General features: G+C 32.6%; 21 protein-coding genes, 1 tRNA gene, 2 pseudogenes and 1 other annotated feature. Of the genes and pseudogenes, 19 read left to right on the top strand and 5 right to left on the bottom strand.

Translation table 11 applies throughout. The features are described 5' to 3' along the window. Window position 1 precedes the first annotated feature (1 nt). Window positions 2–227, top strand: a binding site (T-box leader). Window positions 228–413: 186 nt separating this feature from the next. The 3 genes from FD36_RS01405 (at window position 414) to FD36_RS01395 (ending at window position 2,854) form a co-directional block, all read left to right on the top strand. After that, window positions 414–659 (top strand): hypothetical protein, encoded by a 246-nt coding sequence (locus tag FD36_RS01405; RefSeq protein ID WP_056957637.1) that lies wholly within the window; start codon window positions 414–416, stop codon window positions 657–659. 141 nt (window positions 660–800) lie between these two features. Then, complete coding sequence (locus tag FD36_RS01400; protein WP_056957636.1) at window positions 801–1,259, top strand: MarR family winged helix-turn-helix transcriptional regulator; 459 nt, start codon at window positions 801–803, stop codon at window positions 1,257–1,259. A gap of 68 nt (window positions 1,260–1,327) precedes the next feature. After that, a complete protein-coding gene (locus tag FD36_RS01395; RefSeq protein ID WP_056957635.1) occupies window positions 1,328–2,854 on the top strand; it encodes a UDP-N-acetylmuramoyl-L-alanyl-D-glutamate--2,6-diaminopimelate ligase in 1,527 nt (508 codons plus the stop codon). Window positions 2,855–2,892: 38 nt separating this feature from the next. Here FD36_RS01395 and FD36_RS01390 read toward each other — a convergent pair whose 3' ends face one another. Continuing rightward, entirely contained in the window at window positions 2,893–3,225 is a 333-nt protein-coding gene (locus tag FD36_RS01390) for a DUF1516 family protein (RefSeq protein WP_056957634.1), read from the bottom strand. A gap of 89 nt (window positions 3,226–3,314) precedes the next feature. Between FD36_RS01390 and FD36_RS01385 the strand changes: the two genes are divergently transcribed. The 3 genes from FD36_RS01385 (at window position 3,315) to FD36_RS01375 (ending at window position 5,807) form a co-directional block, all read left to right on the top strand. Next, window positions 3,315–3,385 (top strand) — tRNA-Gly (locus tag FD36_RS01385). Window positions 3,386–3,607: 222 nt separating this feature from the next. Next, entirely contained in the window at window positions 3,608–5,299 is a 1,692-nt protein-coding gene (gene argS / locus FD36_RS01380) for an arginine--tRNA ligase (RefSeq protein ID WP_056957633.1), read from the top strand. 136 nt (window positions 5,300–5,435) lie between these two features. Next, the gene (locus FD36_RS01375) at window positions 5,436–5,807 is read left to right on the top strand and encodes a DUF1304 domain-containing protein (protein ID WP_021354596.1); all 372 of its coding nucleotides are present in this window, start codon (window positions 5,436–5,438) and stop codon (window positions 5,805–5,807) included. Window positions 5,808–5,952: 145 nt separating this feature from the next. Here the strand turns inward: FD36_RS01375 and FD36_RS01370 are convergent. Beyond that, window positions 5,953–6,716, bottom strand: a pseudogene (locus FD36_RS01370) (ISL3 family transposase); the annotation flags it as partial. A gap of 138 nt (window positions 6,717–6,854) precedes the next feature. On the opposite strand from FD36_RS01370, the pseudogene FD36_RS01365 reads away from it, so the two are divergent. The 5 genes and pseudogenes from FD36_RS01365 to FD36_RS01345 form a co-directional block, all read left to right on the top strand. Beyond that, window positions 6,855–7,157, top strand: a pseudogene (locus tag FD36_RS01365) (transposase); the annotation flags it as partial. A gap of 250 nt (window positions 7,158–7,407) precedes the next feature. Continuing rightward, entirely contained in the window at window positions 7,408–9,564 is a 2,157-nt protein-coding gene (locus FD36_RS01360; RefSeq protein ID WP_056957632.1) for a transglycosylase domain-containing protein, read from the top strand. Between the two features lie 53 nt (window positions 9,565–9,617). After that, on the top strand, window positions 9,618–9,965 hold the full coding sequence (locus FD36_RS01355) for a YlbF family regulator (RefSeq protein ID WP_014081881.1): 348 nt from the start codon (window positions 9,618–9,620) through the stop codon (window positions 9,963–9,965). A 60-nt stretch (window positions 9,966–10,025) separates the two neighbouring features. After that, a complete protein-coding gene (locus tag FD36_RS01350; RefSeq protein ID WP_156843336.1) occupies window positions 10,026–11,258 on the top strand; it encodes a metallophosphoesterase family protein in 1,233 nt (410 codons plus the stop codon). Beyond that, window positions 11,248–13,779 (top strand): AAA family ATPase, encoded by a 2,532-nt coding sequence (locus FD36_RS01345; protein WP_056957630.1) that lies wholly within the window; start codon window positions 11,248–11,250, stop codon window positions 13,777–13,779. Before FD36_RS01350 ends, FD36_RS01345 begins: the two co-directional genes overlap by 11 nt. A 44-nt stretch (window positions 13,780–13,823) precedes the next feature. On the opposite strand, the gene FD36_RS01340 is transcribed toward FD36_RS01345, so the two are convergent. Beyond that, a complete protein-coding gene (locus tag FD36_RS01340; RefSeq protein ID WP_056957629.1) occupies window positions 13,824–14,711 on the bottom strand; it encodes a peptidylprolyl isomerase in 888 nt (295 codons plus the stop codon). A gap of 124 nt (window positions 14,712–14,835) precedes the next feature. Continuing rightward, complete coding sequence (locus FD36_RS01335) at window positions 14,836–15,267, bottom strand: HIT family protein (protein ID WP_041817695.1); 432 nt, start codon at window positions 15,265–15,267, stop codon at window positions 14,836–14,838. Between the two features lie 105 nt (window positions 15,268–15,372). Here FD36_RS01335 and FD36_RS01330 point away from each other — a divergent pair, with 105 nt between their 5' ends. The 3 genes from FD36_RS01330 to trmB are packed head-to-tail and all read left to right on the top strand — an operon-like array spanning window position 15,373 to window position 17,971. Continuing rightward, window positions 15,373–16,113, top strand: coding sequence for an ABC transporter ATP-binding protein (locus FD36_RS01330; RefSeq protein WP_056957628.1), 741 nt, complete (start codon window positions 15,373–15,375; stop codon window positions 16,111–16,113). Next, window positions 16,106–17,308: an ABC transporter permease gene (locus FD36_RS01325; RefSeq protein ID WP_056957627.1), complete on the top strand. Its 1,203-nt coding sequence runs from the start codon at window positions 16,106–16,108 to the stop codon at window positions 17,306–17,308. Before FD36_RS01330 ends, FD36_RS01325 begins: the two co-directional genes overlap by 8 nt. A 21-nt stretch (window positions 17,309–17,329) precedes the next feature. Then, the gene (trmB, locus tag FD36_RS01320) at window positions 17,330–17,971 is read left to right on the top strand and encodes a tRNA (guanosine(46)-N7)-methyltransferase TrmB (RefSeq protein ID WP_014081888.1); all 642 of its coding nucleotides are present in this window, start codon (window positions 17,330–17,332) and stop codon (window positions 17,969–17,971) included. Window positions 17,972–17,983: 12 nt separating this feature from the next. Here the strand turns inward: trmB and FD36_RS01315 are convergent, their stop codons facing one another. Next, window positions 17,984–18,298, bottom strand: a complete 315-nt coding sequence (locus FD36_RS01315; protein ID WP_056957626.1) for a hypothetical protein — start codon at window positions 18,296–18,298, stop codon at window positions 17,984–17,986. A gap of 65 nt (window positions 18,299–18,363) precedes the next feature. Here FD36_RS01315 and FD36_RS01310 point away from each other — a divergent pair, with 65 nt between their 5' ends. From FD36_RS01310 to polA, 5 genes are all read left to right on the top strand, one after another. Then, a complete protein-coding gene (locus tag FD36_RS01310) occupies window positions 18,364–18,717 on the top strand; it encodes a thioredoxin family protein (protein ID WP_014081890.1) in 354 nt (117 codons plus the stop codon). Window positions 18,718–18,734: 17 nt separating this feature from the next. Further along, entirely contained in the window at window positions 18,735–19,373 is a 639-nt protein-coding gene (ytpR, locus tag FD36_RS01305) for a YtpR family tRNA-binding protein (RefSeq protein WP_056957625.1), read from the top strand. 45 nt (window positions 19,374–19,418) lie between these two features. Then, window positions 19,419–21,710, top strand: coding sequence for a DNA translocase FtsK (locus FD36_RS01300; protein WP_056957624.1), 2,292 nt, complete (start codon window positions 19,419–19,421; stop codon window positions 21,708–21,710). An 86-nt stretch (window positions 21,711–21,796) separates the two neighbouring features. Beyond that, window positions 21,797–23,125: a UDP-N-acetylmuramate--L-alanine ligase gene (gene murC / locus FD36_RS01295; protein ID WP_056957667.1), complete on the top strand. Its 1,329-nt coding sequence runs from the start codon at window positions 21,797–21,799 to the stop codon at window positions 23,123–23,125. A gap of 85 nt (window positions 23,126–23,210) precedes the next feature. After that, window positions 23,211–25,910: a DNA polymerase I gene (polA, locus tag FD36_RS01290; protein WP_056957623.1), complete on the top strand. Its 2,700-nt coding sequence runs from the start codon at window positions 23,211–23,213 to the stop codon at window positions 25,908–25,910. The last annotated feature ends 8 nt before the right edge of the window (window positions 25,911–25,918 follow it).

Genomic DNA, 25,918 nt, shown 5'->3' with positions numbered 1-25,918 from the left:
AAAAAAAGCGAAGCGTAGAAAAGTAGTTTTTAATTTTGTTTCAGAGAGTCTCTGGTGGTGAAAAGAGATAACAATTTTTTAATGAAAGTAGTCTACAAGTTGCAAAGGCGAATTTGAGTTTTTGCTGGCCGTGCCCATTACCGCATTTAAGTATAAAAATTATACTTTTTGAGCCGATTAGAAGTAATTGGGAAAATAGGTGGTAACACGTGTAAAACGTCCTTGGTTAATTAACCAAGGACGTTTTTTTGTATCAGCTAAAAAGTAATTTTAGACTTAGTGAGTTAGTATTTGTGAGAATACTAAAAATAAAGGTGGTACCGCGCGCAGGCGTCCTTAGCTAGATTAGCTAAGGATGTTTTATTTTTAAATGCTATAATGGGGGAAATACAATTATGTAGGAATTATTTACTATGAAAGAATTTACAACTGATGGTGCAAAACTTGAAAAGAAATTAGAAGAAGTTTTAAAGTATCCCCGTGTCCAAGAAGAATTATTAAATTCTGAAGGTCACAAAGATAACAGTAGTGTGGAACACGAATTGATGAATTTTGCAAAAAATGAAACTAAAAAAACTGACATGTATAAAGTAGAATTAAAACAAGGTCGTTTTGATATTTACAACGAAACTGCACACAGTCGAGTATTTTTTGAATAATAATAAAGAAGTCCTGTCTCTCAAGACAGGACTTTTTAAATTTCAACAATCGTTTTATTGCTATAGACAGTTGTTAAATCATAGTTTAGTATATAAATAACTAAGTTGTACATAACTAACTATTGATTGGAGTAATGTATTATGGCAGAAATTAGACAAATAGATGGAGAATTATGTTTTGGCATCTATAATGCAAATAAAAAATTTAATCGATTTTATCAACATGTTTTGGAAAATTATGGGCTAACGTATCCTCAGTATGCGTTTATGCTCGTTCTTTGGAAACATACGCCAATTACAGTCCGTGAATTAGGATCTTACGTAGATCTTGATAGTGGGACACTTACTCCGCTATTAAAAAGACTTCAAAAAAATGGGTGGGTAATTAAATCACGTTCAACCAAAGATGAGCGTGTAGTTAATATTAATATCACTGATTATGCCAAAAAAATGGAACAAGAAATTTATGCACATGTTAATCAGTGTTTTGATATTTTGGGTTTGACTAGAAGTCAAATTGATGAAGCTCTAGAAGTTATCAACGTTGTAAGTGATCAACTTGATAATGTCGACATTCATAAAATAACTTCAGTTGATTAACAAAAATAAGTTTTGCTAGAATTAAACTGCTAATAAATAAATAAATAATTAAAAATGAGGTAAAAGAATTGTCCTTAAATATTGATGAAATTAAGACTATTTTACTGGAACATAATTTGCTAAAAAACCAGCATATTACAAAAAGTACTAGTTTTGATTACGTAAGTTATAATTCTCGTGATATTAAAAGTAATACTTTGTTTTTTTGTAAAGGAAACTATAAGCCAGAATTTGTTACGAATGCTAAAAATGCAGGTGCTACTGGTGTTGTTGCTGAAAAACATTTAACACAAAGCGAAGGAATGACAGAGTTCATAGTTTCTGACATTCAAAAAGCAATGTCAATATTATCAGCTGCGTTTTTTGCATTTCCGCAAGATGAAATGAATACAATAGCAATTACTGGAACGAAAGGCAAGACAACGACTGCATATTTCATTTATGATGGAATTAAGCAAGCAACTAATCAAAAAACAGCACTTTTTTCAACGGTTAATACTGTTTTAGGTCCAAACGAAATTTTTAAATCTCATTTAACAACACCTGAATCATTAGATTTATTTAAAAATATGCGAAAAGCCGTTGATAATGGAATGAAGAATTTAGTTATGGAAGTATCTTCGCAAGCATATTTGAAAAATCGAGTTTACGGTTTGAAATTTGACGTGGGATCTTTTCTTAACATTTCACCAGATCATGTTGGTGAGAATGAACATCCAACTTTTGCTAATTATCTTCATTGTAAAGAGCAATTATTGGTAAATTCAAATAAAGTTATTTTAAATGCTGAGACTGCAGATTTTGAAGATGTTTATTATGCTGCTAAAGCCACTACCAATCCAGAAGATATTTATTTATTTGCTAGAAATGGTGGGGACGTTTCTTTGCCAGTTGATTTAGATTTTGTTTTTGAAAGTCATGAAGATACTTTAAATGATAGTAAAATCTCTTTAATCGCACTTAGTGAAAAAGCTAAATCACTTGGAGTTGAAGGTGATTATACAATTGGGATTCCTGGTGATTATAATGAATCAAATGCAACTGATGCAATTATTTCAGCAGGTTTAGTGGGATTCAAACGAGATCAATTATTTGAAGGCATTAAAAATACAAGAATTCCAGGGCGAATGGAAATGTATCGTAGCCATAATCATGGAGTTGTATATGTGGACTATGCACATAATTATGCTAGTACTAAAGCTTTATTAAATTTTTTGAAACGTCAAAGTCATCACGGAAAGGTTTCTGTTGTAGTTGGTAGTCCTGGTAACAAAGGAATTGATCGTCGTGAAGGATTTGGTAAGGCTTTAAGTGAAGAGGCAAACGTTGCTTATTTAACAATGGATGACCCAGCATTTGAAGATCCGATGAAAATTGCGAGTGAAATAGATGCACATATTAATCATGACAATGTGAAAGTGATTTTCGAAATGGATCGAGAAAAGGCAATTAAAGATGCTATTTTAAATAGTAGCCCTGAAGATATAAGTGTAATCCTTGGTAAAGGGCAAGATCCTTATCAAAAAATTAATGGGGTAGATACACCATATCCAACCGACTCAAAAGTTGTTCGCGATTTGTTGGAAACTTTATAGCAAACAAAAAAACACGTCAATTAAATGACGTGTTTTTGTTAAATTAAAAATAAGCAAAAAATAGAGATTATAATACTAATAATTGTAATCCAAATCAGATAAGACTTAAAATTACCTTGAATCTTACGTTGATAAGAAATATCAATGAAAGAAATTGCGATAACTGTTGCGAAAAAACTCAAAGTATCAATTACTGGATTAGTTTTAAAGTTTCGGAGGATTAGCATAATATCTCCAACTAAAACGATTAAATATATAATTCTGGTATAAATCATAATTTTAATGATTGTTTTATCTTGCTTGACGTACATTCCAACCAAAAATGGGATGATTAGTAATGCCCAAAGAAACATCATAATATTAACTAACATAACAAACCTCCGTTATTAATTTATTATAACATCTCATTCTTAATTTTAATGACAATGATTATCAAAGATGGTATAATCTATAACGTATTGCGGGCGTAGTTTAGTGGTAAAATTTAAGCTTCCCAAGCTTACGTCGCGGGTTCGATTCCCGTCGCCCGCTTTTGTGATTTGCCAAAGATGAAAGAATAGTAATTTAAGTGAATTTTACAGCGAGTCTAGGATGATGTGAGCTAGATAAAGTCCTTAAGTGAATTCGTACTTTTTAGGCAATTTAAATTAATAATTAAAGTGGGTATTATCCAAATAGAGTGGTACCGCGGGTTAATCTCGTCTCTTACATTTTTTAATGTAGGGGTCTTTTTATTTAGAAGGAGTGAATTACATGGATTACAAACAAATTGTAGCGGATGCTGTATCAAGTGTGGTAGATGGTAAAGTATCTACTAATGATATTTATGCAAAAATTGAAAAACCTAAAACATCAGCAAATGGTGACATTTCTTTCCCAGCATTTATTTTGTCAAAGGAATTACACAAATCACCTCAAGTAATTGCACAAGAAATCGTTGATAATATCAATGGTGAATCTTTTGAAAAAGTCGTTGCAGCAGGACCATATGTTAACTTCTTCCTTGATAAGGGTAAAGTAAGCCATCAGGTAATTGAAACAGTTTTGACTGAAGAAGAACATTTTGGTGATAACCATCAAGGTGAAGATCGAGTAGTTACTATTGATATGTCTTCTCCTAACATTGCTAAACCAATGTCAATGGGTCATTTACGTTCAACTGTTATTGGAAATTCAATTGCTAAAATCCTTACAAAAAATGGCTATAAACCAATTAAAGATAATCATTTAGGTGATTGGGGAACTCAGTTTGGTAAATTAATTACAGCTTATCTTAAATGGGGAAGTGAAGAAGATGTTAAACGTGATCCTATTCACTACTTAGTTCAATATTACATTCGTTTTCATAAAGAAGATGAAATCCATCCAGAGTATGATGAAGAAGCACGAGAATGGTTTAAGAAACTCGAAGATGGTGATCCAGAGGCGGTTCATTTATGGAAATGGTTCCGTGAAGTTTCTTTAGAAGCATTCAACCAAACGTATAAAAAACTTGGAGTAGAATTTGATACTTACAATGGGGAATCATTTTACAATGAAAAGTTACAAGATGTTGTAGACACTTTAAAAAAAGATGAATTACTTGAAAAATCACAGGGTGCATCAGTAGTTGATTTGAGCGATGAAAATCTTAATCCTGCTTTAATCCTAAAAACTGATGGTGCTTCATTATATGTAACTCGTGATATTGCCACAGCAATTTATCGTGATGAAACTTATCATCCTGTAATGAATCTTTATGTAGTTGGTTCTGAACAAACTTATTACTTTAAACAACTCAAAGCAGTTTTAAAGAAAATGGGGTTAGACTCCGCAGCTGGATTGCATCATATTCCATTTGGGTTAATTACAGTTAACGGTAAAAAATTATCAACCCGTCATGGTAATATTGTATTACTTAACGAAGTTTTAGATGAATCCGTTAAGATGGCAAAGCAACAAATTGTTGAAAAAAATCCAGACCTTAAAGATAAAGATAGAGTTGCTGAAGAAGTTGGGGTTGGTGCAATTGTCTTTGGTGATTTGAAGAATTCTAGAATTGATAGTATTGACTTCAATCTACAAGAACAGTTGAAATTTGAAGGAGAAACAGGTCCTTATGTTCAATACGCTCATGCTAGAGCACAAAGTATTCTTCGAAAAGCTAAATCAGACTATATTAATTCAGATAATTATGCTTTAACTAATGAAGACGCTTGGGAAGTAATTAAATTAATTCAAGCATTCCCTGAAATTGTAAAGCGAGCTAATGCAGAATTTGAACCTTCTGTGGTTGCTAAGTATTCTTTAAAATTAGCAAAAGCCTTCAACAAATATTACGCACACACTAAAATTTTGGTTGAAGATGATGAATTAAATGCTCGTTTAGCATTAGTAAAAAGTGTCTCAATTATTCTAAAAGAATCATTGAGATTATTAGGTGTTAAGGCTCCTAACGAAATGTAATAATCGTTTAAAAAACTTATAACAGCAGGTTAATGATAACTGTGTTTATAAGTTTTTGGGGGTCTAGAATTTTTGGTGTTGGAAAGTATTTCCATTCCAAAAGTACTAGGCCCTTTTCTATACTAGGAGGATCATGATGATTATTTTGAAAGATATTTTTGTTATATTTGTCGCAGTAGAGGCGTTGCTCATTATGTTGCTTGAAATGTTTGGCACGCAAACTAAAATAGCACGCAACGCTTTCGACTTGTCGAAGAAATACTTAGCAATTAAAGAAGCACGCATGTCAATGGCCAACCAAGGCCTATACAATGGCTTTGTTGGCGTCGGTATCGTATACGCCCGATATGGTCTCACTGGTATGGCTTCGCTTCACGTCCAAGTTCTATTTATAGGTTTTGTTGTAATTGCTGCGCTGTTCGGTTCTGTAACAGCAAACAAAAAGATTATTTTCACGCAAGGAGGGCCCGCACTTTTTGCGCTTGGCTTTCTCTTGTTTGTGAATTAAATCACGGAATAGTCCATTTGTGATACGATATTACACTAACCCAAAGTAAGCTTGCGCCCATATGGGGCTTTTAAAACTTGCGGAAGCGAGCTTGACGTCTGGCTAATAATTCTTCCGGCGGCAAATTTTGTAACATCTCAAACTCTTCAATCGTCTGGCCCATTAATTGAATAATGTGGAACCGATCAATAATGAGTTCGGCGTTAGGGAATAGTTCGTGCACGAATGCCTGATAGGAGGCGTTCATGTCCATGATGACGCGTTGAACCGCGGCCCGTTCTGCGGTGCTGTACTGACTAAGAAAGAACTGTTTGATGGTTCTATTAAGGCGGTCGCTAAGTACTTTAACTGATTTGTGAGTGTCGGCGTTAATGCAAATAAACGACATGGAGCCGTGCGTGGAACGGAATTCATCAAAGCATAGATTAATCGGTAACCGGCGGCTCGCGTGTGGATGAATATTAGCCGTCAAAATACGCTGAACTGAGTTTGTCGAAATACCGGTGAGACTGGCGATAGTCTTAGCCGGGAGTGATTTACTAGCTAGCTTCAGCACATGAGTCGCCAGTCCGTGACCGATGGCGTGGGTTGGTTGATACCACTGGAGTGGTGGCCGTACAAGTGCTATGGCAGTTACTACAACGCCAGCGTTGCTTGTTTAGCTCTAGAATTACGGGCCGGTCCATGGGTCCTGCAAATGTGGACATGAGTGAGCTTGTATCCGTTAGGGTGCAACGTATTGTATCCACAGCTGGGACAGCGCCTGAGTGTGTAGGTAAGCTCTGCCTGGATGACCAAATACTTTTTGCGACCCGAGCCCCGACCATGAAATTCCTCACGAGTACCGAACACCTGAATGTTTGTGTCTGTAATTCCCAGTAATTTAAGTGTATTATCTAGTTGAGACATCTATTCCTACCCCGCTTATCTTAAGTTTCGTCGCTTAAAGCATAGCACTAGGGAGGCTTAGATGCCTTTTTTGTTATCAAAAAGGGCCTAGTACTTTTGGAATGGAAATACTTTCCAACACCAAAAATTCTAGACCCTACGTTTCCGGCCTTCAAAACAGCTTATGAAACCTACATCGATCTCCACGATGCTTTGATGGGGCATCACGCTGATGAACTCAAGAATATCATCACTAACTATCAGCCTAACGGCACGCCCCTAGATACGGCCATGCATACCCTACGAAAGAATCTTAATGGAGTAATTAACGCCGACAAATCGTCCTACTCTAACGGACCGATAGAGGGCATCAACCGTAAGATCAAGGAGTTCAAACGTGCTTGTTATGGCTTCTCCAATCAGGCCAATATGTTCACACGCGTCTACCAGCTGATTGCCTAGATTATCTACCACAATAACGTCACGATGGTAGGCTTATTTGTTATGCCTTCAAGTACGATATTCAGACAACACACCAGATTAAACGCCGCAACTAATAAAACAACAAAAAAGATCTCCCACACGAGGAGATCTCCAAAGGATAGAAACTATCCTTCAACACCATTTGACAAACTTCCGTTTTTTGTTATTCATGTTATTTTTATTCTTTATGATAAAATTAAAATAAGTTTATTCCTAGGAGAAATAATTAATGGATAAAGAAAAAATCATAAGTTCCTTAAAACAAGGAATGAGTATTTTATGGAATTTTGTTAGAAAATACTTTTTAATTTTTTGGAGAGTTTTAAAAAGATATTGGAAAAGGTATCAAATTACAAAATGGATAATTGCAATTGTCTTATTCATTATGCTAATTTCTTCAATTTACTTAACGATTATTGCGAAAACTTCACATGTTAAAAATTTACAATCTAACTTATCTAGATCGACAGTGATTTATGACCAAAGTGGAAAAAAAGCAGGGAAATTATACGCACAGAAAGGGACATACGTCTCCAGTAATAATATTTCACCTAATATTAGGAATGCTATTATTGCTACCGAAGATCGTAATTTTTATCATGAACATGGATTTTCAGTTAAGGGTTATGCACGAGCAATTTTATTAGCCCTTAAAAACAGGATTTTGCATGATAATCAAATAAGTAGTGGTGGTAGTACGATTTCCCAACAACTAGCTAAAAATACTTTCTTATCACAACAACAAACTTTATCTAGAAAGTTTAAAGAGTTATTTATTTCAATTGAAATTGAAAATATTTATTCTAAAAAACAAATTATTACGATGTATATGAATAATTCTTACTTCGGTAATGGGGTTTATGGTGTGCAAGATGCATCTCGTAAATATTTTGGGATGGATGCAAAAGATTTACCAGTTCAAGATGCGGCAACTTTGGCAGGAATGTTACAAAATCCAAGTAATAATCCAATCGATCATCCAGAGGCAGCGAAAGCACGAAGAAATGTTGTTTTGGCGTTAATGGGAGAAACTGGCAAGATTCCAGAAAATCAAGTTAAACTTTATCAAAGCAAGCCAATGGAAGTCCGTGATGATTTAGATGATCAAAATGGATATAAATATCCATACTATTTTGATGCTGTTATTGATGAAGCCATTAATCAATACGGCTTATCAGAAAAACAAATTATGAATGATGGCTATAAGATTTATACAACTTTGAATCAGCAGCAACAACAAAGTTTTCAAAGTGAATTTAAAGATTCATCATTGTTTCCGGGTAATGGTGCGGATGGTCAGAAAGTACAAGCCGCTTCAATTGCAGTCAATCCCAAAAATGGTGGTGTTCAAGCTGTTGTTGGTGGACGTGGGGATACAGTTTTTCGGGGATATAATCGTGCTACATATATGCGTCGTCAGCCTGGATCGGCATTAAAACCAATTTCGGTTTATACACCAGCATTGGAAAATGGATTTTCATACGATTCAATGCTCAATAATAAACTACAATCATATGGTAAAAATAACTATACTCCGCAAAACTTTTCTCAAACGTATTCAGGCAAAGTTCCAATGTTTAAGGCTGTTGCACAAAGCTTAAATGCTCCTGCAGTTTGGACTTTGAATAAAATTGGAGTAGATAAGGGTTATGATTCTGTACAAAGTTTTGGACTACCCGTGACTAAGAAGGACAAAAATCTTTCGTTAGCTTTAGGTGGTTTAACAACAGGTGTTTCGCCTCAACAGATGGCCGGTGCTTATACAGCGTTTGCTAATCAAGGTAAATTATCCCACCCTTTCTACATTACAAAAATCGTTGATTCAACTGGTAAAACGATTGCTAGTCATGATACAAATACTTCACAAATTATTTCAGCAGACACGGCTCGTGAAATGACAAGTATGTTAATTGATGTCTTTAAACCAGGTGGAACAAGTGCTAGTGGAAAGCCAAGTGGTTATGAGGTTGCTGGTAAGACAGGGACTACGGAAGATGATTCTAGTGGTGATAATCGTGCTGTAAGAGATTGGTGGGTAATTGGATATACTCCTGATGTAGTAGTTGCTAGTTGGGAAGGTTTTGACAATGCCAATTCAGATAATCATTTAGAGATTTCTAGTGGAAGTAATAGTATTAACACATTATTTAAGAATCAAATGGAAGATATCTTACCTTATACTGAGCAAAATCAATTTAAAGTCAAAGATGCGGCAACAAGATATGCGCAAAAGCAACAGCAACAAGATGAATCATATTTAGGAGATGATGATTCTAGTAATAATACTGTTGATGGAATTAAAGATAAACTTGGTCAAGTATCACAAAAGGCATCTGAAGTTGCTCATAATTTAGTTGATGGAGTTAAGAGCTTTTTAGGTCAATAATTCTATAATTGTGTTATGCTATAAGTATATTAACTAATAGGAGATTTTTAATTATGTCAGATAACAAAATTTTGGAACAAGCAAAGAAAATGCAAGAAACTGTTTTAGAATCAGAAGAATTCACTAATTTAAAGAATGCTATGGATGCTTTAAAGGCTGAAAAAGATTCTTACAAAGTATTTACTGATTTCCAAGCAAGCCAAAATGATTTAAGACAAAAACAAATGTCTGGTCAAGAAATTACACCAGATGATATGAAATATGCTCGTGAACTTGCTGATAAAATGAACAAGCTTCCTGCAATCAAATTATTAATGGAACGTGAAAAAGCTATGGGTAAGTTAATTGACGATGCTAACATGGTTATTACTGAACCATTACGTAAATTATACCAAGCTTAATTTTTTGTAATTAGAGAAGCACTTTTTAGTGCTTCTTTTTTTATACTTAGGGGAAGAAAAATGAAATTTATTCATACAGCTGATTTACATTTAGATACACCATTTGATGGAATCAAAAATGATCTTGAAACGCCAACTTCTCTTTGGCAAACTCTAAAAAATGCACCTTATAAGTCTTTTCAAAAGATTATTGATCAAGCAATCAATCAAAAAATTGATTTTATGTTAATTGCTGGGGATGTATTTGATAGTAAAAATCAAAGCGTTAAAGCACTTAGTTTTTTTATTGAACAAATTAATCGATTGAATGATGCACAAATTCCAGTTTTACTTTCATTTGGGAATCATGACTTTCAACCTGATCAAGGGAAACACTTTGATTTCCCCGCTAATGTTTTTATTTTTCCCAAAGAAGTTACAACCCATGAATTAACTTTACATGATGGAAAGCGGGTGGCAGTTACTAGTTTTAGTTACCCAAGCCAAGCTGTAACAACCGATTTAGTTCAAGATTTTCCTTTAAAGGGGAATGCTGACTACCAGATTGGAATGGTTCATGGCGAAATTGGAAAAGATGGTAAGGATAATTATGCACCATTTACGATTTCAGAAATGAAGAGTAAAGGTTATGATTATTGGGCCCTTGGACATATTCATAAACGAAGTGAATTGAATCAGGTTCCAATGATTGAATATCCAGGTGATATTCAAGGTCGTCATAAAAATGAAGTTGGCGAAAAAGGTTATCTGCTCGTTGATGATCAAAATGGTCATTTAAATAAAACATTTGTACCTACTTCTACCATTATCTTTAGTCCAATGACAATTAAAGTTGATGAAAACATGGATATTACCATGGTTGTTAATAAAATTTTAATAACCCTTAAAGATCAAGACTTTACTGAATTACATTTGATTAATTTAACTTTAGAATCCCAAACTGGTGAATTTTCTGAGGATGTTAGTCAAAGGAATGGTCATGATTTCTTGATTAGTAATTTGCAACGCGAATTATCTTCTCAATACGAAATTTTAAATGCTTGGATTTATGAAATAAAGTTAAAGTCAAACAGCAAAAAAGAATTTAGCAATTTAGATCAAGTCTTTTGGAATCAAGCCAAAGTAGAAGTTTTTTCTAAAGAAAATATTGCTGATTTAGCTGGGAAATTATTTGTTGATGATTTTATCAGAAATGAATTTAATAGCGATGAATCAGCTAATGGTTTAATGCAAAAAAGTGAAGAGCTGATTAAATCTGAAATGAAAGGAGTTGATACTGATCATGCAGATTAATAAAATTGAAATTTTTGGGTATGGAAAACTAAGTCATCAAGTTTTTGAATTTAATCAATTTCAAGCAATTTTAGGTGCCAATGAGGCCGGTAAAACGACGATAATTAATTTTATCAAAGATGTGTTATTTGGATTTACTAAACGTAAAGCCACACATCCCTATGTACCTAAAGATAAGAGTGAAATGGGGGGACGCCTTCATATTACTGTTGATGATACTGCGTACATAATTGAACGTGTCGAAGGAAAAAATGGTGGTAATCTAAAAATAACTGACCTGAATGAAACAGAGATGCCACCAGAGCTATTAAAACGATTATTAGGACCAATTAATCGTGAGACTTTTGATAATTTATTTTATTTTGGTTCGCCTAATTTAGCAGAAGTTGGAAAACTCAGTAAAGATGATTTAGAAACAAGGATTCGTCAAGTTGGGGTAATTGGGATTGAACAATGGTTGGAATTGAAAAAATCCATTGAAAAAGCTGCCGATGAATTATATAAGCAGCGTGGTAAAAAACCAAAATTAAATAAAGCATTGATTGAATATCAAGAAAGCAAAGAAAAATTAAGTGAGGCTCAGCAATCCTATGATGAATATTTAAATTTAAATCATCAATATCAAGAACTTCTGCAAAAAAAGCAAGAACTTAAAATACAAAGAGAACATACTTTTGAACAACTTCGAACCGTTCAAGCAGATGAACAGAATTGGAATAATTACGTTGCATTAGATAAAAATAAAAAGGAACAAATTGAATTATTACCGGGATTCACCACTAGTGATTTGAGTGAATTTAAGGAATTAATTAATCAGATTGACTTTTTAAAAGCAAAAATTAGAGATTTACAAGGATTAATTGAACAACAGCAAGAAAAAAGTTTAAAACCTTCAGCAGAGTACAATTTGTATTTAGCAAATCAATCCAAATTTGATGATTTGTATCTGCAACTAGATACTCAAATGAAGAATGAACGCGATTATGAAAATCTGAAACGTGATTTACGAAGACAAGAACAAGATTTGGAATTAGATAATGAAGCTGCGGGCGGAAATGATAGTCTTGAGTTTAATGATGATGATCAAACCAAAATTAACCAGTTACTCGAAGAAAAACAAGCTTTGAAAACGAAAAAGACATTTTCCAAAACTCCAATTGCTGATGATAAACCAAATCATACTTGGAAATTATTAATGACAATCGGATTAGGACTAGTGGTGCTTGGATTTGTAGTCGGGGGAATTGGATTATTTACTTTATTATTAGTTGGTCTTGTTCTAGTAGGATTTGGGTTTTACCTTAAATCGCAACCAAAATCAATGGTTAGTCAGGAGCAAACCGTAGACTATGATGATCAAATCAATAAAATTAATCAACAACTATCCCAAATTGCCGAGGATCATCAAATTAAAAATGATCATCCAGAGACTTGGACGACGGTGCTACAAACTTCAATGAAAAAAAGAAATCAACATCGACAACAGGTGGAATCACTGAAGCAAGATTTACACAATGACCATGAAAAAATTGTTAGTTATCTTAATAGTTGGAGTTTGCCAAACTTAAATAATCAAGCGTTTAGTCAGTCCTTAAATCAAATCAATCAATTCATGCTTAATATTCATGAAATGAAAAATAAAATCAAAATTCAACAAGAAAAACGAACTGAAAAATTAAACGAAATTTCTGATTATCAAAAACAAATTGAAAAAATTGAACAAGCTCAACAAGATTTCTTAAAGAAACGAAATGTTTCAAGTTTTACAGAGTTTGATCAACAATATCAAATTCAACAAGTGGGACAAAAACGGAAAGAACAGATTCAAAATTTACAAAATTCAATAAGTAGTCAAATGATTGAACGGCTCCAACAATATAAAAATTTTGATGATTTGAAACAAAAACTAAATAAGTTAGAGCGTGTTGATCGAGAAAATTCCGAAAGTTTAACTAATCTTTCGGAAAAAATAAGTTCGGTAAAAATTACAATTGATAGTTTAGCTAAAGATGGAACTTATGATGAATTACGTCAAGATCTTGCTATTCAAAAGACAGAAATTAATGATTTGGTTTCAAAATGGCTAACTTTGAAGTTAACAGATGAGTGGATTGAAAAGGTATTGAATTTAGCCAGTCATGGTCGATTCCCACAAGTTCAAGCTTTGGCACAAAAATACTTTAATATGCTCACTAATCATCACTACGTTTCCGTAGAGTATGGTAAAAAAATTAAAGTAAAGACTGAAACAGGAACTAAGTTTGACGTGAAAGAATTATCTAAGGGAACCATGCAACAACTTTATCTTGCACTTATTTTTGCATTAACAATGTCGTTTAGTGATGAGTATCCAATGCCAATTATCATTGATGATGGATTTGTTGATTTTGATCATGTTCGAACCAATGCTGCAATTGAATTAATGAAAGAAATATCTAATACAACTCAGGTTATTTACTTTACAGCAGATGATCGAATTGAAAAACAAGTAAAATCAGAAGATTTACTTAAATTAAGCTAAAAAAATAGACGATTACAATTGTAATCGTCTATTTTAGTTTTTAATTAGCTTTTTGGAGCATCAACATATCCTAAAAGAATGTTACTTAGACTCTTATCTTCAATGTGAACATCGCCATCTTTTAAGACTTTAGAAACAACATTGTGAAGAGTAGTGCTGTTATTCATTCTTGAAGTAGCAAGTTGGTCTTTAAGTTCAGATTTGTGATCTTTCCAACTACCTTTAGAAGGGTGTTTAACCATTTTAATGACTTCATAACCAGCGTCAGTTTTAACTGGTTCAGTTGTATATTGACCATTTTTAAGTGAAAAGGCAGCTTTCTTAACTTTTGAATCAACACTAGTACTTGTATTATCAAAAGGAGGAAGTAGACCACCTTTATTTTTCGTAGTATCGTCAGTAGAATACTTTTTAGCTAAAGTATCAAACTTCTTACCATTTTGTAATTCTGAAATTACAGTTTGAGCAGTATCTTTGTCTTTAACAGTGATTGCTTTAACAGTAACTTTAGGTTCGTAGCTCTTGAATTGTTTTTGTAAATCTTTATCAGTAAAACTAGTCTTAGCTAATACTGCTTGTTTCAATAATAGGTTATCTCTGATTGAACCCTTTAGTTGGCTCTCAGTCATGCCTTGTTGTTGTAACATAGCACTAAATTCGGATCCATATTGACTCTTGTATTGTTTTAATTGATTATTAACTTCAGATTTTTTAACTTTGTCTCCATATTTATGTTCTAGAACCTTGTTTAAAATCATTTGTTGAAGTTCTTGTTTACCTTGCTGGGTTTGTTTCATCTTGTTGTAGTATTGTTCTTGCGTGATTTTACCACCATTTGTAGTAACAACAGTTTTATCGTTTTGACCGCAAGCAACAAGTGATAAACTCATTAAAATTCCAGCAGCACCAACTGCCCATTTTTTCTTATTCATTAATACACGTCCATTCCTTAAATAAATTATTTATCTTGTAGTTAATAAACTAGTCAATAACCCTAATATAACACAAGTAAATATTCATGCTTATATTGATTAAAAAATTTAATCATATTTTAATCTACTTAATTTGGTCTTTAATGGCGTCTTGTATTGCAGTGTACTTAGCATTATCATAGTCATTTTCATGATTTCCAAAATGAATAGAAAAATCATCATTTTCAGAATAACGAGGAATTAAGTGGAAGTGTGCGTGAAAAACTGATTGATAAGCAAGTTTCCCATTATCATTAATGATATTCATACCTTTAATTTCTGGGTTGGATGCTTTGATTGCTTTTGCAATCATTGGAATTCTAGAAAAAACATCTCCAGCTTCTTCAGCCGTGAAATGATAAATATCTTGAATGTGTTTCTTAGGAATTACTAAGGTGTGTCCTGGTGTAGTTTGTGAAATATCTAAAAAAGCAAGAACAACATCATCTTCATATACTTTATAGTTTGGAATTTCTCCAGCTACAATTTTACAAAAAATACAATCTTTATCAGTCATTATAATTCTCCTTTTTGTCGATTATACACTATAATATGGCGTAATTAGAAAAGTTAATCTTGTGATATAATTAAGAAAACATTCCATTCAGAAAAGAGAGTTTAAATGAGTTTAAAAGTTAATAAATTAACTGGGGGATATTCAAGTATTCCAGTTTTAAAGAATGAGACTTTTGATGTTAAAGATGGCGAACTTGTTTCATTAATTGGACTTAACGGATCAGGGAAGTCAACAACCATTAATCATATTATGGGTTTAATGACACCTTTTTCTGGAACAATTACAGTTAATGGAATACAAATTACGGATAATATTGAAAAATATAAACAACAGATTGCTTATATACCTGAAATGCCAATTCTATACAATGAATTAACTTTGCGGGAACATATTGAGACAACTATTATGGCATATAATCTTGATTCAGACGATGCCTGGAAACGTGCACAAAAATTATTAAAGATTTTTCGATTGGATAATAAACTTGACTGGTTTCCTTCTAACTTTTCCAAAGGAATGCGGCAAAAAGTAATGATTGTTTGTGCTTTTATCACAGATGCCAAATTATTTGTGATCGACGAACCATTTCTTGGATTAGACCCGCTAGCAGTTAATGATTTACTACAACTAATTAATGAAAAGAAACACGAAGGTGCTAGTATTTTGATGTCAACGCATGTACTTGATACGGCTGAAAAATACTGTGATCGCTTTGTTTTGATTAATGATGGAAGCATTAGTTATGAAGGTAGCATGAATGAAATTAAACAACATTTTAACGATTTGGGCCATTCTTTAAATGAAATTTATCTTGCTTTGGCAAAAAAGGATGATAATCATGAATAATTTCTTTAAACATCGATTAGGTTTACATTTTAAAGAAATGACACGGTATTTAAAATATGTTTTTAATGATTTTTTTGTAATTGCTTTAATGTTTTTCATTGGGGCACTAGGATTAGTTTATTCTAACTTTTTAAAAGAAGTCGTTGGGGGACTTTGGTGGGAAAAAGTTGTTATAATCTTAGTTTTAGTAATTGCTTTACAAATTTGTGGTATGGCTGCCTTAATAAAACAGCCTGATAAAGTTTTTATTGCACCAAAAGAATATGAGTTTGGATCATATTTAAAGTCTTCGTTTTACTATAGTTTAACTTTGGCATTTTTATTTGAAGCTTTAGTTGTTTTTATTTTGATGCCCTTTGTAAGTATTAGTTTGCATTGGAATGGAATTCAAATAATTGAGTTGTTTTGTTTAATTTTAATTTTAAAATGGTTAATTCTTAAAAATAATTGGGCAAATTTTTATTTAGATTTTCCTAAATCAATTTTTGAAAAAGTAATTGTTAATTTAATTATCCCCGCTATCGTTTTAATCGTGACATTATACGTTAATCTGTCTGTTGGGATTGCACTTGCACTGTTTTTTTCAATCTTGTTACAATTAGCACTTAATCGATTAGCTAATTTACTTGATTGGAAATATTTAATTGACAATGAAGAGCGACGGATGGCAAATATTTATCGTTTTTTCAGTCTATTTCAAGATGTTCCAGAAGTTAAACCGAAAGTTAAACGGAGAAGGTGGGCAAGTCCACTGCTTAAATCAGTAAAAACTATTCACAACAATACCTTTACTAAGCTATATCTATTAACGTTTATTCGCGACGGGGAGATTAGTTCCTTGTACTTTAGATTGATAATCATTGGATTTTTGGTGATTGTTTTTGTGAAAAATAATGTATTAAGTTTATGTATTTATGATTTGTTTATTTACTTAGTTGGATTCCAGTTAATTCCTTTTTATAAGATATTTGACGATAATGTTTTTGTGCATATTTATCCAATAAGTGAAAAAACGCGAATGTATAATTTTAGAATCGTAGTTAGAACTATGTTATCAATCGAGATTTTAGTATTAACAATCGGAATGTTAATCAGTGGAACATCAATTCAATTTATTGGTTTTGCCCTAATTGTTGGTTTATTCGAGATTTACTGTTTAACTGGTCCTTACCTTAAAAGTAAATTTGAAAATTAAAAATGAAATGGAGTTTTTATAATGAGAGTTAGAAAAAAGAAGTGGGCTGTTCCATACATGGAAGCACACCCAGAGTACTTGATCACGGAACCAGAAAAATTGATTGGTAAGTGGGAATCAAGATTTAAAAAATCACAACCCATTCATGTTGAAGTTGGTTCTGGTAAAGGTCAATTTATTATTGGTATGGCAAAAAAGCATCCCGAAATTAATTATATTGGAATTGATTTACAAGATTCTGTGTTAGCTATGGCTGTGCAAAAAGCAGTCGAAGGTGAATTAGATAATGTTCAATTAATTTTAACGGATGGAGCAAATGTTGACACCTTTTTTGAAAAGGGAGAAGTTTCAAAAGTTTATCTTAATTTTTCTGATCCATGGCCAAAAAGTCGACATGAAAAACGTCGTTTAACTTATAAGACATTCCTTAAAAGTTATGAGAATATTCTACCTGATAATTCTGAACTAGAATTTAAAACTGATAATCGCGGATTGTTTGAATATTCATTAGTTAGTTTAAACAATTATGGGATGAAATTTGAAATGGTAAGTCTTGATCTTCATCATAGTGATGAAGAAACAATTGCAGAAAACGTTGAAACAGAATACGAAGAAAAATTCAAACAAAAAGGCCCAATCTATAAGATTGTAGCCAAATTTTAAAAATAAATTTAATTATTTAAATGAAGAATTGATAATTTTGAAACTATAAGTTTCATTATTTTCGGGGTTGAAAATAAATGTGTAAGAATCCACTACGGCATCGTCATTTTCGATGTTTACCCCGCAAGCATATTCCAATCCTTGATCATTATTGAAGTCAATCCAGTATCCCTTGATATTTTCTTTTCCAAAGCGTTGACTTAAAGATTTAGTTAACGCTTGGCGAATATTATCTTGTTTTGTTTCTTTTCGCTTTTTTGTGATTAGATAAGCTGACGTTCCAACTAATGATAAAATTGCAGGGATAAATAATTTTTTCTTTGGCATTGAACTGATTTCCTTTCAGTTTGATTAATTAGATTTATTATATAACAATTTAATTTTTATGAACGATAAAATTAGAAAGAAGAGATGTAACTATGGAAGAATTAGCTGTAATCAATGAAAAAGAGCTTAAAAATAAGTTAGCAAAAGGCAGATACATTTTGTTTTTCACTGCTGATTGGTGTCCTGATTGTAATTTTATCAAGCCGGCAATGCCAGAAATTATTAAAGAATTCCCTGAATTTACCTTCATTAAGGTTGATAGAGATGATAATATTGATTTATGTAAAGATTTAGACGTTTTTGGAATTCCAAGTTTTGTTGCGTTTAGTAATGGAAAAGAAATTGGACGTTTAGTTAACAAAGATCGTAAGAGTAAAGAAGAAGTAGAAAATTTTATTAAATCTTTACCAACAGAATAAAAATAGGAGCTTTTAATATGATGATTGCAAGTTACAATTTCAAACAAATTGGTGATGTTTTAATCGTTGTCTTAGGACAAGATAAAGGGATTCAAACTAGCAAAAAAAATGGTAATATTGTTGCGCTTAAAAACGAAGATGGAAAAATAATTGGGTATAACATTTTTAATGTTAGTTCAATTACTCCAGAAATTAAAAATCAAAATGGACAGGTTATTTTATCTGATAATCAAATCGATAAATTAAATGAAGCAATTGTTTCAGCCGGATTTGACACTAAATTACCTAGTAAAGTCTCACCTAAATTTGTGGTTGGATTCGTTAAATCAATGAAAGAACATCCTAAATCAAGCCATTTGTACATCACTGAAACAGAAGTTGAAGATGGAAAGACCCTTCAAATTGTAAGTAGCTCACCTAATATGCAAGAAGGCATCAAAGTGGTTGTTGCTGAAGTTGGTGCCATGATGCCAAATGGTTTGATTATTTGGCCAAGTGAATTAAAAGATGTAGAAAGTGATGGAATGATTTGTTCTGGTAGAGAACTTAAAATTCCTAATGCTCCTGATCGTCCTGGGGCACTAATTTTACCTGATTCATATAAAATCGGTGAACCCTTTGATTTTGATAAAGCAAAAACACTTTTCGACGAATAGAATCTATTCGTTTTTTTATACATAAATAAAGTTAAGGTGAAAAATATGGATCGTTATGATGGGCCAGCTTTTTTCAGAAAATATTTTAAAGGTGAAAATCTCTTTAAAAACAACAAAGCTGGTCAAGTTACTCCTAAGTCAATTAACTATAAAGGTAGAGATAACGAAAATAAAATTAAAATAAAATCGAACCAAGCAAAGCAATATTTCATTAAATCAAAGAATGCTGAATCGAGATCTAGCTTAGTTGAACAGACTAAGTCTTTTCAGCCTGAGAACCATTTTTCGACAGAAAAAGTTTTTAATCGATGGACTAATAAGTTTACTGATCGCTATAGACGGGCGATTGAAAATTTAGAAAATATGCAAGATTTAATTTTGCTTGCGAAAGATGATGATAAATCAGTTTTAATACCTAAAATCGATTTAAATAAAAACAATGATCTTTTAAGTCAAAAAAAGGTAATAACTTCTCAAGAAGTTTCTAATTCCTCTAATACTGATTTAATTGAAGAAAATGAAAATAATGAATTATCCAGAAAATATGATTTGTCTTCTAAAAATGAACAAAAACAGCTGGAAGAAAATTATGAAAACAAAAATGAAAACACTGTGGATAACTCACTACAACATAAGCAAAAACATAATAACAATAGGGGATTGGGTCATTCTCTTAGTGATATATTGAAAGATGAATCAGGATTGGCTGACAAATTACCTTTGTTTAATAATAGTGAACAAAAAGTAGTTGATTCAACTGATAATAAAAAATCCAATAATTCTAATACAAATAATTCAAAAATAGATAATCGCGAATTAACGAAAAATGAAAATATTCAAGATCCAGCAAAAAATTTACAGACGAGTGATGGTAATGGTTATTTTATTACTCAATCAAAATCAACAAAATTTAATAATATTAATTATTTGTACCCTAATGATAATTTATTAGTTTCCCCAGTTGACGATGTTGATTCTGATATGGATGATTGGATTACAGAACAAGCAATTACATTAGACAATACTTTACAAGCTTTTCATGTTAAGGGACATGTAGTTGATTGGACTAATGGTCCCACGGTTACACAATTTCAAGTTAAGTTGGACTTAGGTGTAAAAGTCAGTAAAGTTACCAATTTAACAGATGATTTAAAAATGGCTTTAGCAGCCAAAGATATTCGAATTGAAGCCCCAATTCCTGGGAAATCAACAGTTGGAATTGAAATTCCTAATCGCCATCCTCGTCCAGTTATGTTGTCAGAAATACTTGAAGAACCTAAATTCAAAAATAATGATTCTGTTACTGAGGTTGCGATGGGGGTCGATATTGAAGGAAACCCAGTTGTGGCTGACCTAAATAAAATGCCACATGCCTTAATTGCTGGGGCAACTGGTTCTGGGAAAAGTGTTTTTATCAATAGTTTGTTGTTGTCATTGCTTTATCACGCTTCTCCAAGTGATTTGCGGATGATTTTAATTGATCCAAAGGCTGTAGAATTAGCGCCGTACAATGAAATTCCTCACCTTATTTCACCGGTTATTTCCGATCCAAAGGAAGCTTCTGCAGCATTGAAGTGGGTAACAAATGAAATGGATAATCGCTATGATAGATTAGCAGCGGCGGGAGTTCGTAATATTGAACAATATAATAAAAAGGCTCATGAAACTGATAGAGACCAAGATAAATTACCATATATTTTAGTTGTCATTGATGAATTAGCTGATTTGATGATGGTTGCTTCTAGTGAAGTACAAGATTATATTGTTCGAATTACTCAAAAAGCACGTGCTGCTGGAATTCATTTAATTGTTGCTACTCAACGTCCAAGTGTTGATATTGTAACTGGAACAATTAAGAATAATATTCCTACACGAATTGCTTTTATGGTTTCTAGTCAAATAGATTCAAGAACAATTATTGATCAAGCTGGTGCCGAACGTTTGTTAGGGAAGGGTGACATGCTTTATCAAGCCAATGGCGCTAATAAACCCGAACGTCTTCAAGGGGCATTTGTTACCAATAAAGAAGTTGAAAAAGTAACTAATTTTGTTCGAAACCAAGGAACAGTTCATTATGATTTTGATCCCAAGTCACTTTTAAAGAGTGTTGATCAGGCGGCAAAACATGATGAAATTTGGAAAAGAGTGTTAGAATATATTGCTGAAGAAGATAATGTTTCTACTTCTAAGTTACAACGAGTATTTTCCATTGGATACAATCGAGCGGCAACCATTATTGATGATTTGGAAAAAAATAATTTCATTTCAGGACAACATGGTTCAAAGCCACGTGATGTTTATTTAACGGAAGATGATTTTCATAAATTAAATATCTAATTACCAAAAGCAATAAATGGTATGATATTTACTAGTAAAGAAAATAAAAGGAGTTTTCATAAATAATGACTAAACCAGAATTAAAAATTGATAAAAATACGACTTATTATTTTGTTGGAATTAAAGGAACCGGTATGAGTGCCATGGCACTTGTTGTTAAAGACATGGGTTGTACTGTGGAAGGTTCCGACATTGAAAAATACACCTTTACCCAAAAGGGATTAGAAGATGCTGGAATTAAAGTATTTACATTTAATCCAAATAATATTAAAAAAGGTATGACATTAATCGTTGGAAATGCTTTTGAAGATAGCCAACCTGAAGTGGTTCGAGCAAAAGAATTAGGATTACCAATTTTTAGATATCCAGAATTTTTGGGAGAATTAATTAAAGGTTTTACCAGTATCGCGGTATGCGGGGCTCACGGTAAAACTAGTACAACGGGTTTATTAGCTCATGTTCTTAGTGGAATTGCACCTACCGATTATTTAGTTGGTGATGGTACTGGAAATGCCCTTCCTGATGCTCGATTCTTTGTCTATGAAGCTGATGAATATCGTCGTCACTTTATGCCAACTTATCCTGATTATGCAATTATGACAAACATCGATTTTGATCATCCTGATTACTATACTGGAATTGAAGATGTTTTTGATGCATTTCAAACTTTTGCTACGCATGTTCAAAAGGGAATTTTTGCTTGGGGAGATGATCCATATCTTCGTAAGATTAAAGCAGATGTTCCTGTTTACTACTATGGAACGGGCGAAAAGGATGACTTTAGAGCAGTTGATATTAAGCGAACTACTTCTGGCTCAACGTTCAATGTAATTTTTAGAGGTGAAGATTTAGGACGTTTTGAAATTCCTTTGTTTGGTGAACATAACGTTCTTAATTCGCTTGCAGTAATAGCTGTTTCATATTTTGAAGAAGTTGATTTAGATGAAATTCAACGTGAATTACTAACTTTTCAGGGGGTTAAACGTCGATTCTCAAAAATCAAAGTTGGAGATATGACAATTATTGATGATTATGCTCATCACCCATCTGAAATTAAAGCAACTTTAGATGCTGCTCGGCAAGAATTTCCTAACAAAGAGATTATTGCTGTTTTTCAACCACATACTTTTAGTAGAACGATTGCATATCTTGATGATTTTGCGAAAACTCTTTCAAAAGCTGATCAAGTTTATATTACTAAAATTTACGGTTCCCCTCGGGAAAAATCAGGTAACATTAGTAGTCAAGATTTAGTTAATAAAATTCCTGGTGCATCCTTGATTAAAGAAGACAATGTTTCACCATTATTAAATTATCACGATGCAGTTGTCATTTTTATGGGAGCTGGGGATATCCAAAAATACGAAAGAAGTTATGAAGACTTACTTAGTCATTTAAGTAAAAAAAATAACTAAAAATAAAGTATGACGATAAGTCATGCTTTTTTTTGCTAAAAAAGTAGTGTTAAAATATAAGAAATAAATTTGGAGGAATTTCCAGATGACCGAAAAAAAACTTTTATTAATTGATGGGAATTCATTAACTTATAAGGCATTTTTTGCTTTATATACCTCAATGGATAGATTCACTAGTCCAGACGGATTACATACAAGTGCAGTTTATGGATTTAATCGGATGTTAAATGATATCTTAGCTGATATCAAACCAACAACTGTTTTAGCAGCATTTGATGCTGGTAAAAAGACCTTTCGAACAAAAATGTATTCTGATTATAAAGCAGGCCGAGCAAAAATTCCTGACGAGTTGAGGGAACAATTTCCTTATGTGATGGATTTGCTAAAAGCTCGAGGAATCAAAACTTATGAATTAAAAGATTATGAAGCTGATGATATTATCGGTACAACGGCTAAGATGGCTGAAAAAGAGGGTTATCACGTTGATATTATTACTGGAGACCGCGATTTAACTCAACTTTGTTCTGAGAAAACAACCGTTAAAGTTTCCAAAAAAGGGGTCAGTGATCTTGAAGATTATACACCGACTTATGTAAAAAAGAATATGGGTATAAATCCTGAACAAATTATTGATATTAAGGGACTTCAAGGTGATACTTCTGATAATTATCCAGGTGTAGAAAAAGTTGGTCCGAAAACAGCAATTAAATTAATTAAACAGTATGGTACGGTTCAGGGTCTTTATGACCATATTGATGAAATTACGGCTAAAAAATTAAAAGAACATTTGGTAAACGATGAGAAGCAAGCATTTCTTTCAAAGAAATTAGCTACAATTGATACTAACGCACCAATTGATATTAAACTTGCTGATTTAATTTACAAGGGTCCACAAGAACCAGAATTATCTGATTTTTATAAAAAAATGGGATTTAAATCATTTTTGAATAGTTCAAATAATGCCGATAATCAACTTGGAACCTCTAAAATTGAACTACCAGAAGTTGAATTTACTGAGTTAAGTAAAGAAAATCTCGATGAAGTTAATAGTTTAGGTAATGAAATAACTTTTAATCTTGAAACAATTAATCCTAACTACCATACGGCTGAACAATTAGGTTTCGTAATTGGCAATGGAAAAAAGTGGTTTGTTAGTCGCGATATGAGCTTATTATCTGATAAACGAATTAAACAAATTTTAGAAAATAGTGAAATTAATAAAAATATTTTTGATACCAAAGCACAAATTGTTGGATTACATCGTAATGAGATTGGATTTCAAGGCGTTGATTTTGACATGCTTTTGGTCTCATATTTAATTAATACACTCAATAATGAAGATGATATCGGAGAAGTTGCTAATCGCCATGGTTATTTCAGTGTTTTATCTGATGAAGAGGTTTATGGCAAGGGAAAGAGCCTTCAAATTCCAGATAATCATGAATTATTCGAGCATATGGTGCGAAAAGCATTAGCTATTTCAACATTAAAAAAACAAATGCTTGAAAAACTAAAAGAACATCAGCAGGCTGATTTATATCGTGATTTGGAACTTCCATTAGCTTGCGTTTTGAGTGCAATGGAGATTCAAGGAATTAGTGTTAATCAAGATAAATTAGAAGAATTAAAAAGTAAATTTACTGAACGAGTTAGTGAATACAAACAAAAAATCTATCAAGAGGCCGGTGAAGAGTTTAATATCGGCTCACCCAAACAATTAGGAATTGTGTTATTCGAAAAAATGGGGCTTCCAGTTATTAAAAAAACTAAGACTGGTTACTCAACCGCAGTTGATGTTTTAGAACAATTAGCCCCAGATCATCCAATTATTGAAAATATTCTTAATTATCGTCAATTAACTAAATTAATTTCTACGTATTTGGACGGAATTAAAGCTGATATTACGGATGATGGTAAGGTGCACACACGATACTTGCAAACCTTAACGCAAACTGGTCGATTATCATCCGTTGACCCTAATTTACAAAACATTCCCGTTCGAACTGAAGAAGGCCGTAAGGTTCGTGAAGCTTTTGTTCCTAGTCATAAAGGGTGGAAATTGTTTTCTTCTGATTATTCTCAAATTGAATTACGTGTTTTAGCTGCGATTTCTGGCGATAAAAATATGCGAGAGGCTTTCGAAAGTGGAGAAGATATTCATGCAGCTACCGCTCGTAGAATATTTGAATTGGATAAAGATGCTGTAATCACACCAACTTTAAGACGACAAGCCAAAGCGGTTAACTTTGGAATTGTGTATGGAATTAGTTCGTTTGGATTAGCGCATAATACCGGGATTTCAAATGGTGACGCTAAACGGTTCATTGACAAATATTTTAATGAATACCCTGGTGTTAAGCAATATATGGAAGATTCAGTTAAATTTGCCAAAGAACATGGATATGTTGAAACTATTTCCCATCGCCGACGCTACATTCCAGAAATTCAGTCCAAACGTTTTCAGCAACGTCAATTTGCCGAACGAATTGCGATGAATTCTCCCATCCAAGGAAGTGCAGCTGACATAATTAAGGCGGCAATGATTAAAATGCAATCTGTTTTAAAAGAAAAAGGATTACAAGCTAAGATGCTTTTACAAATTCATGATGAGTTAATTTTTGAAGCACCAGAAACAGAAATTCCAGTTTTAGAAAAGTTAGTACCACAAGTGATGGACTCAATTATGAAGACAGACAAATTACTCAGTAATTCAACTGTTGATTTTAATGTTCCATTAAAAGTTGAAAGCCATTCTGGATCAGATTGGTATAATATAAAAAAATAAAGTAAAGA

Origin of the sequence: Fructilactobacillus sanfranciscensis DSM 20451 (genome assembly GCF_001436035.1) — a bacterium.
GTDB lineage: Bacteria > Bacillota > Bacilli > Lactobacillales > Lactobacillaceae > Fructilactobacillus > Fructilactobacillus sanfranciscensis.
This window is presented reverse-complemented; position numbering and strand designations above follow the sequence as displayed.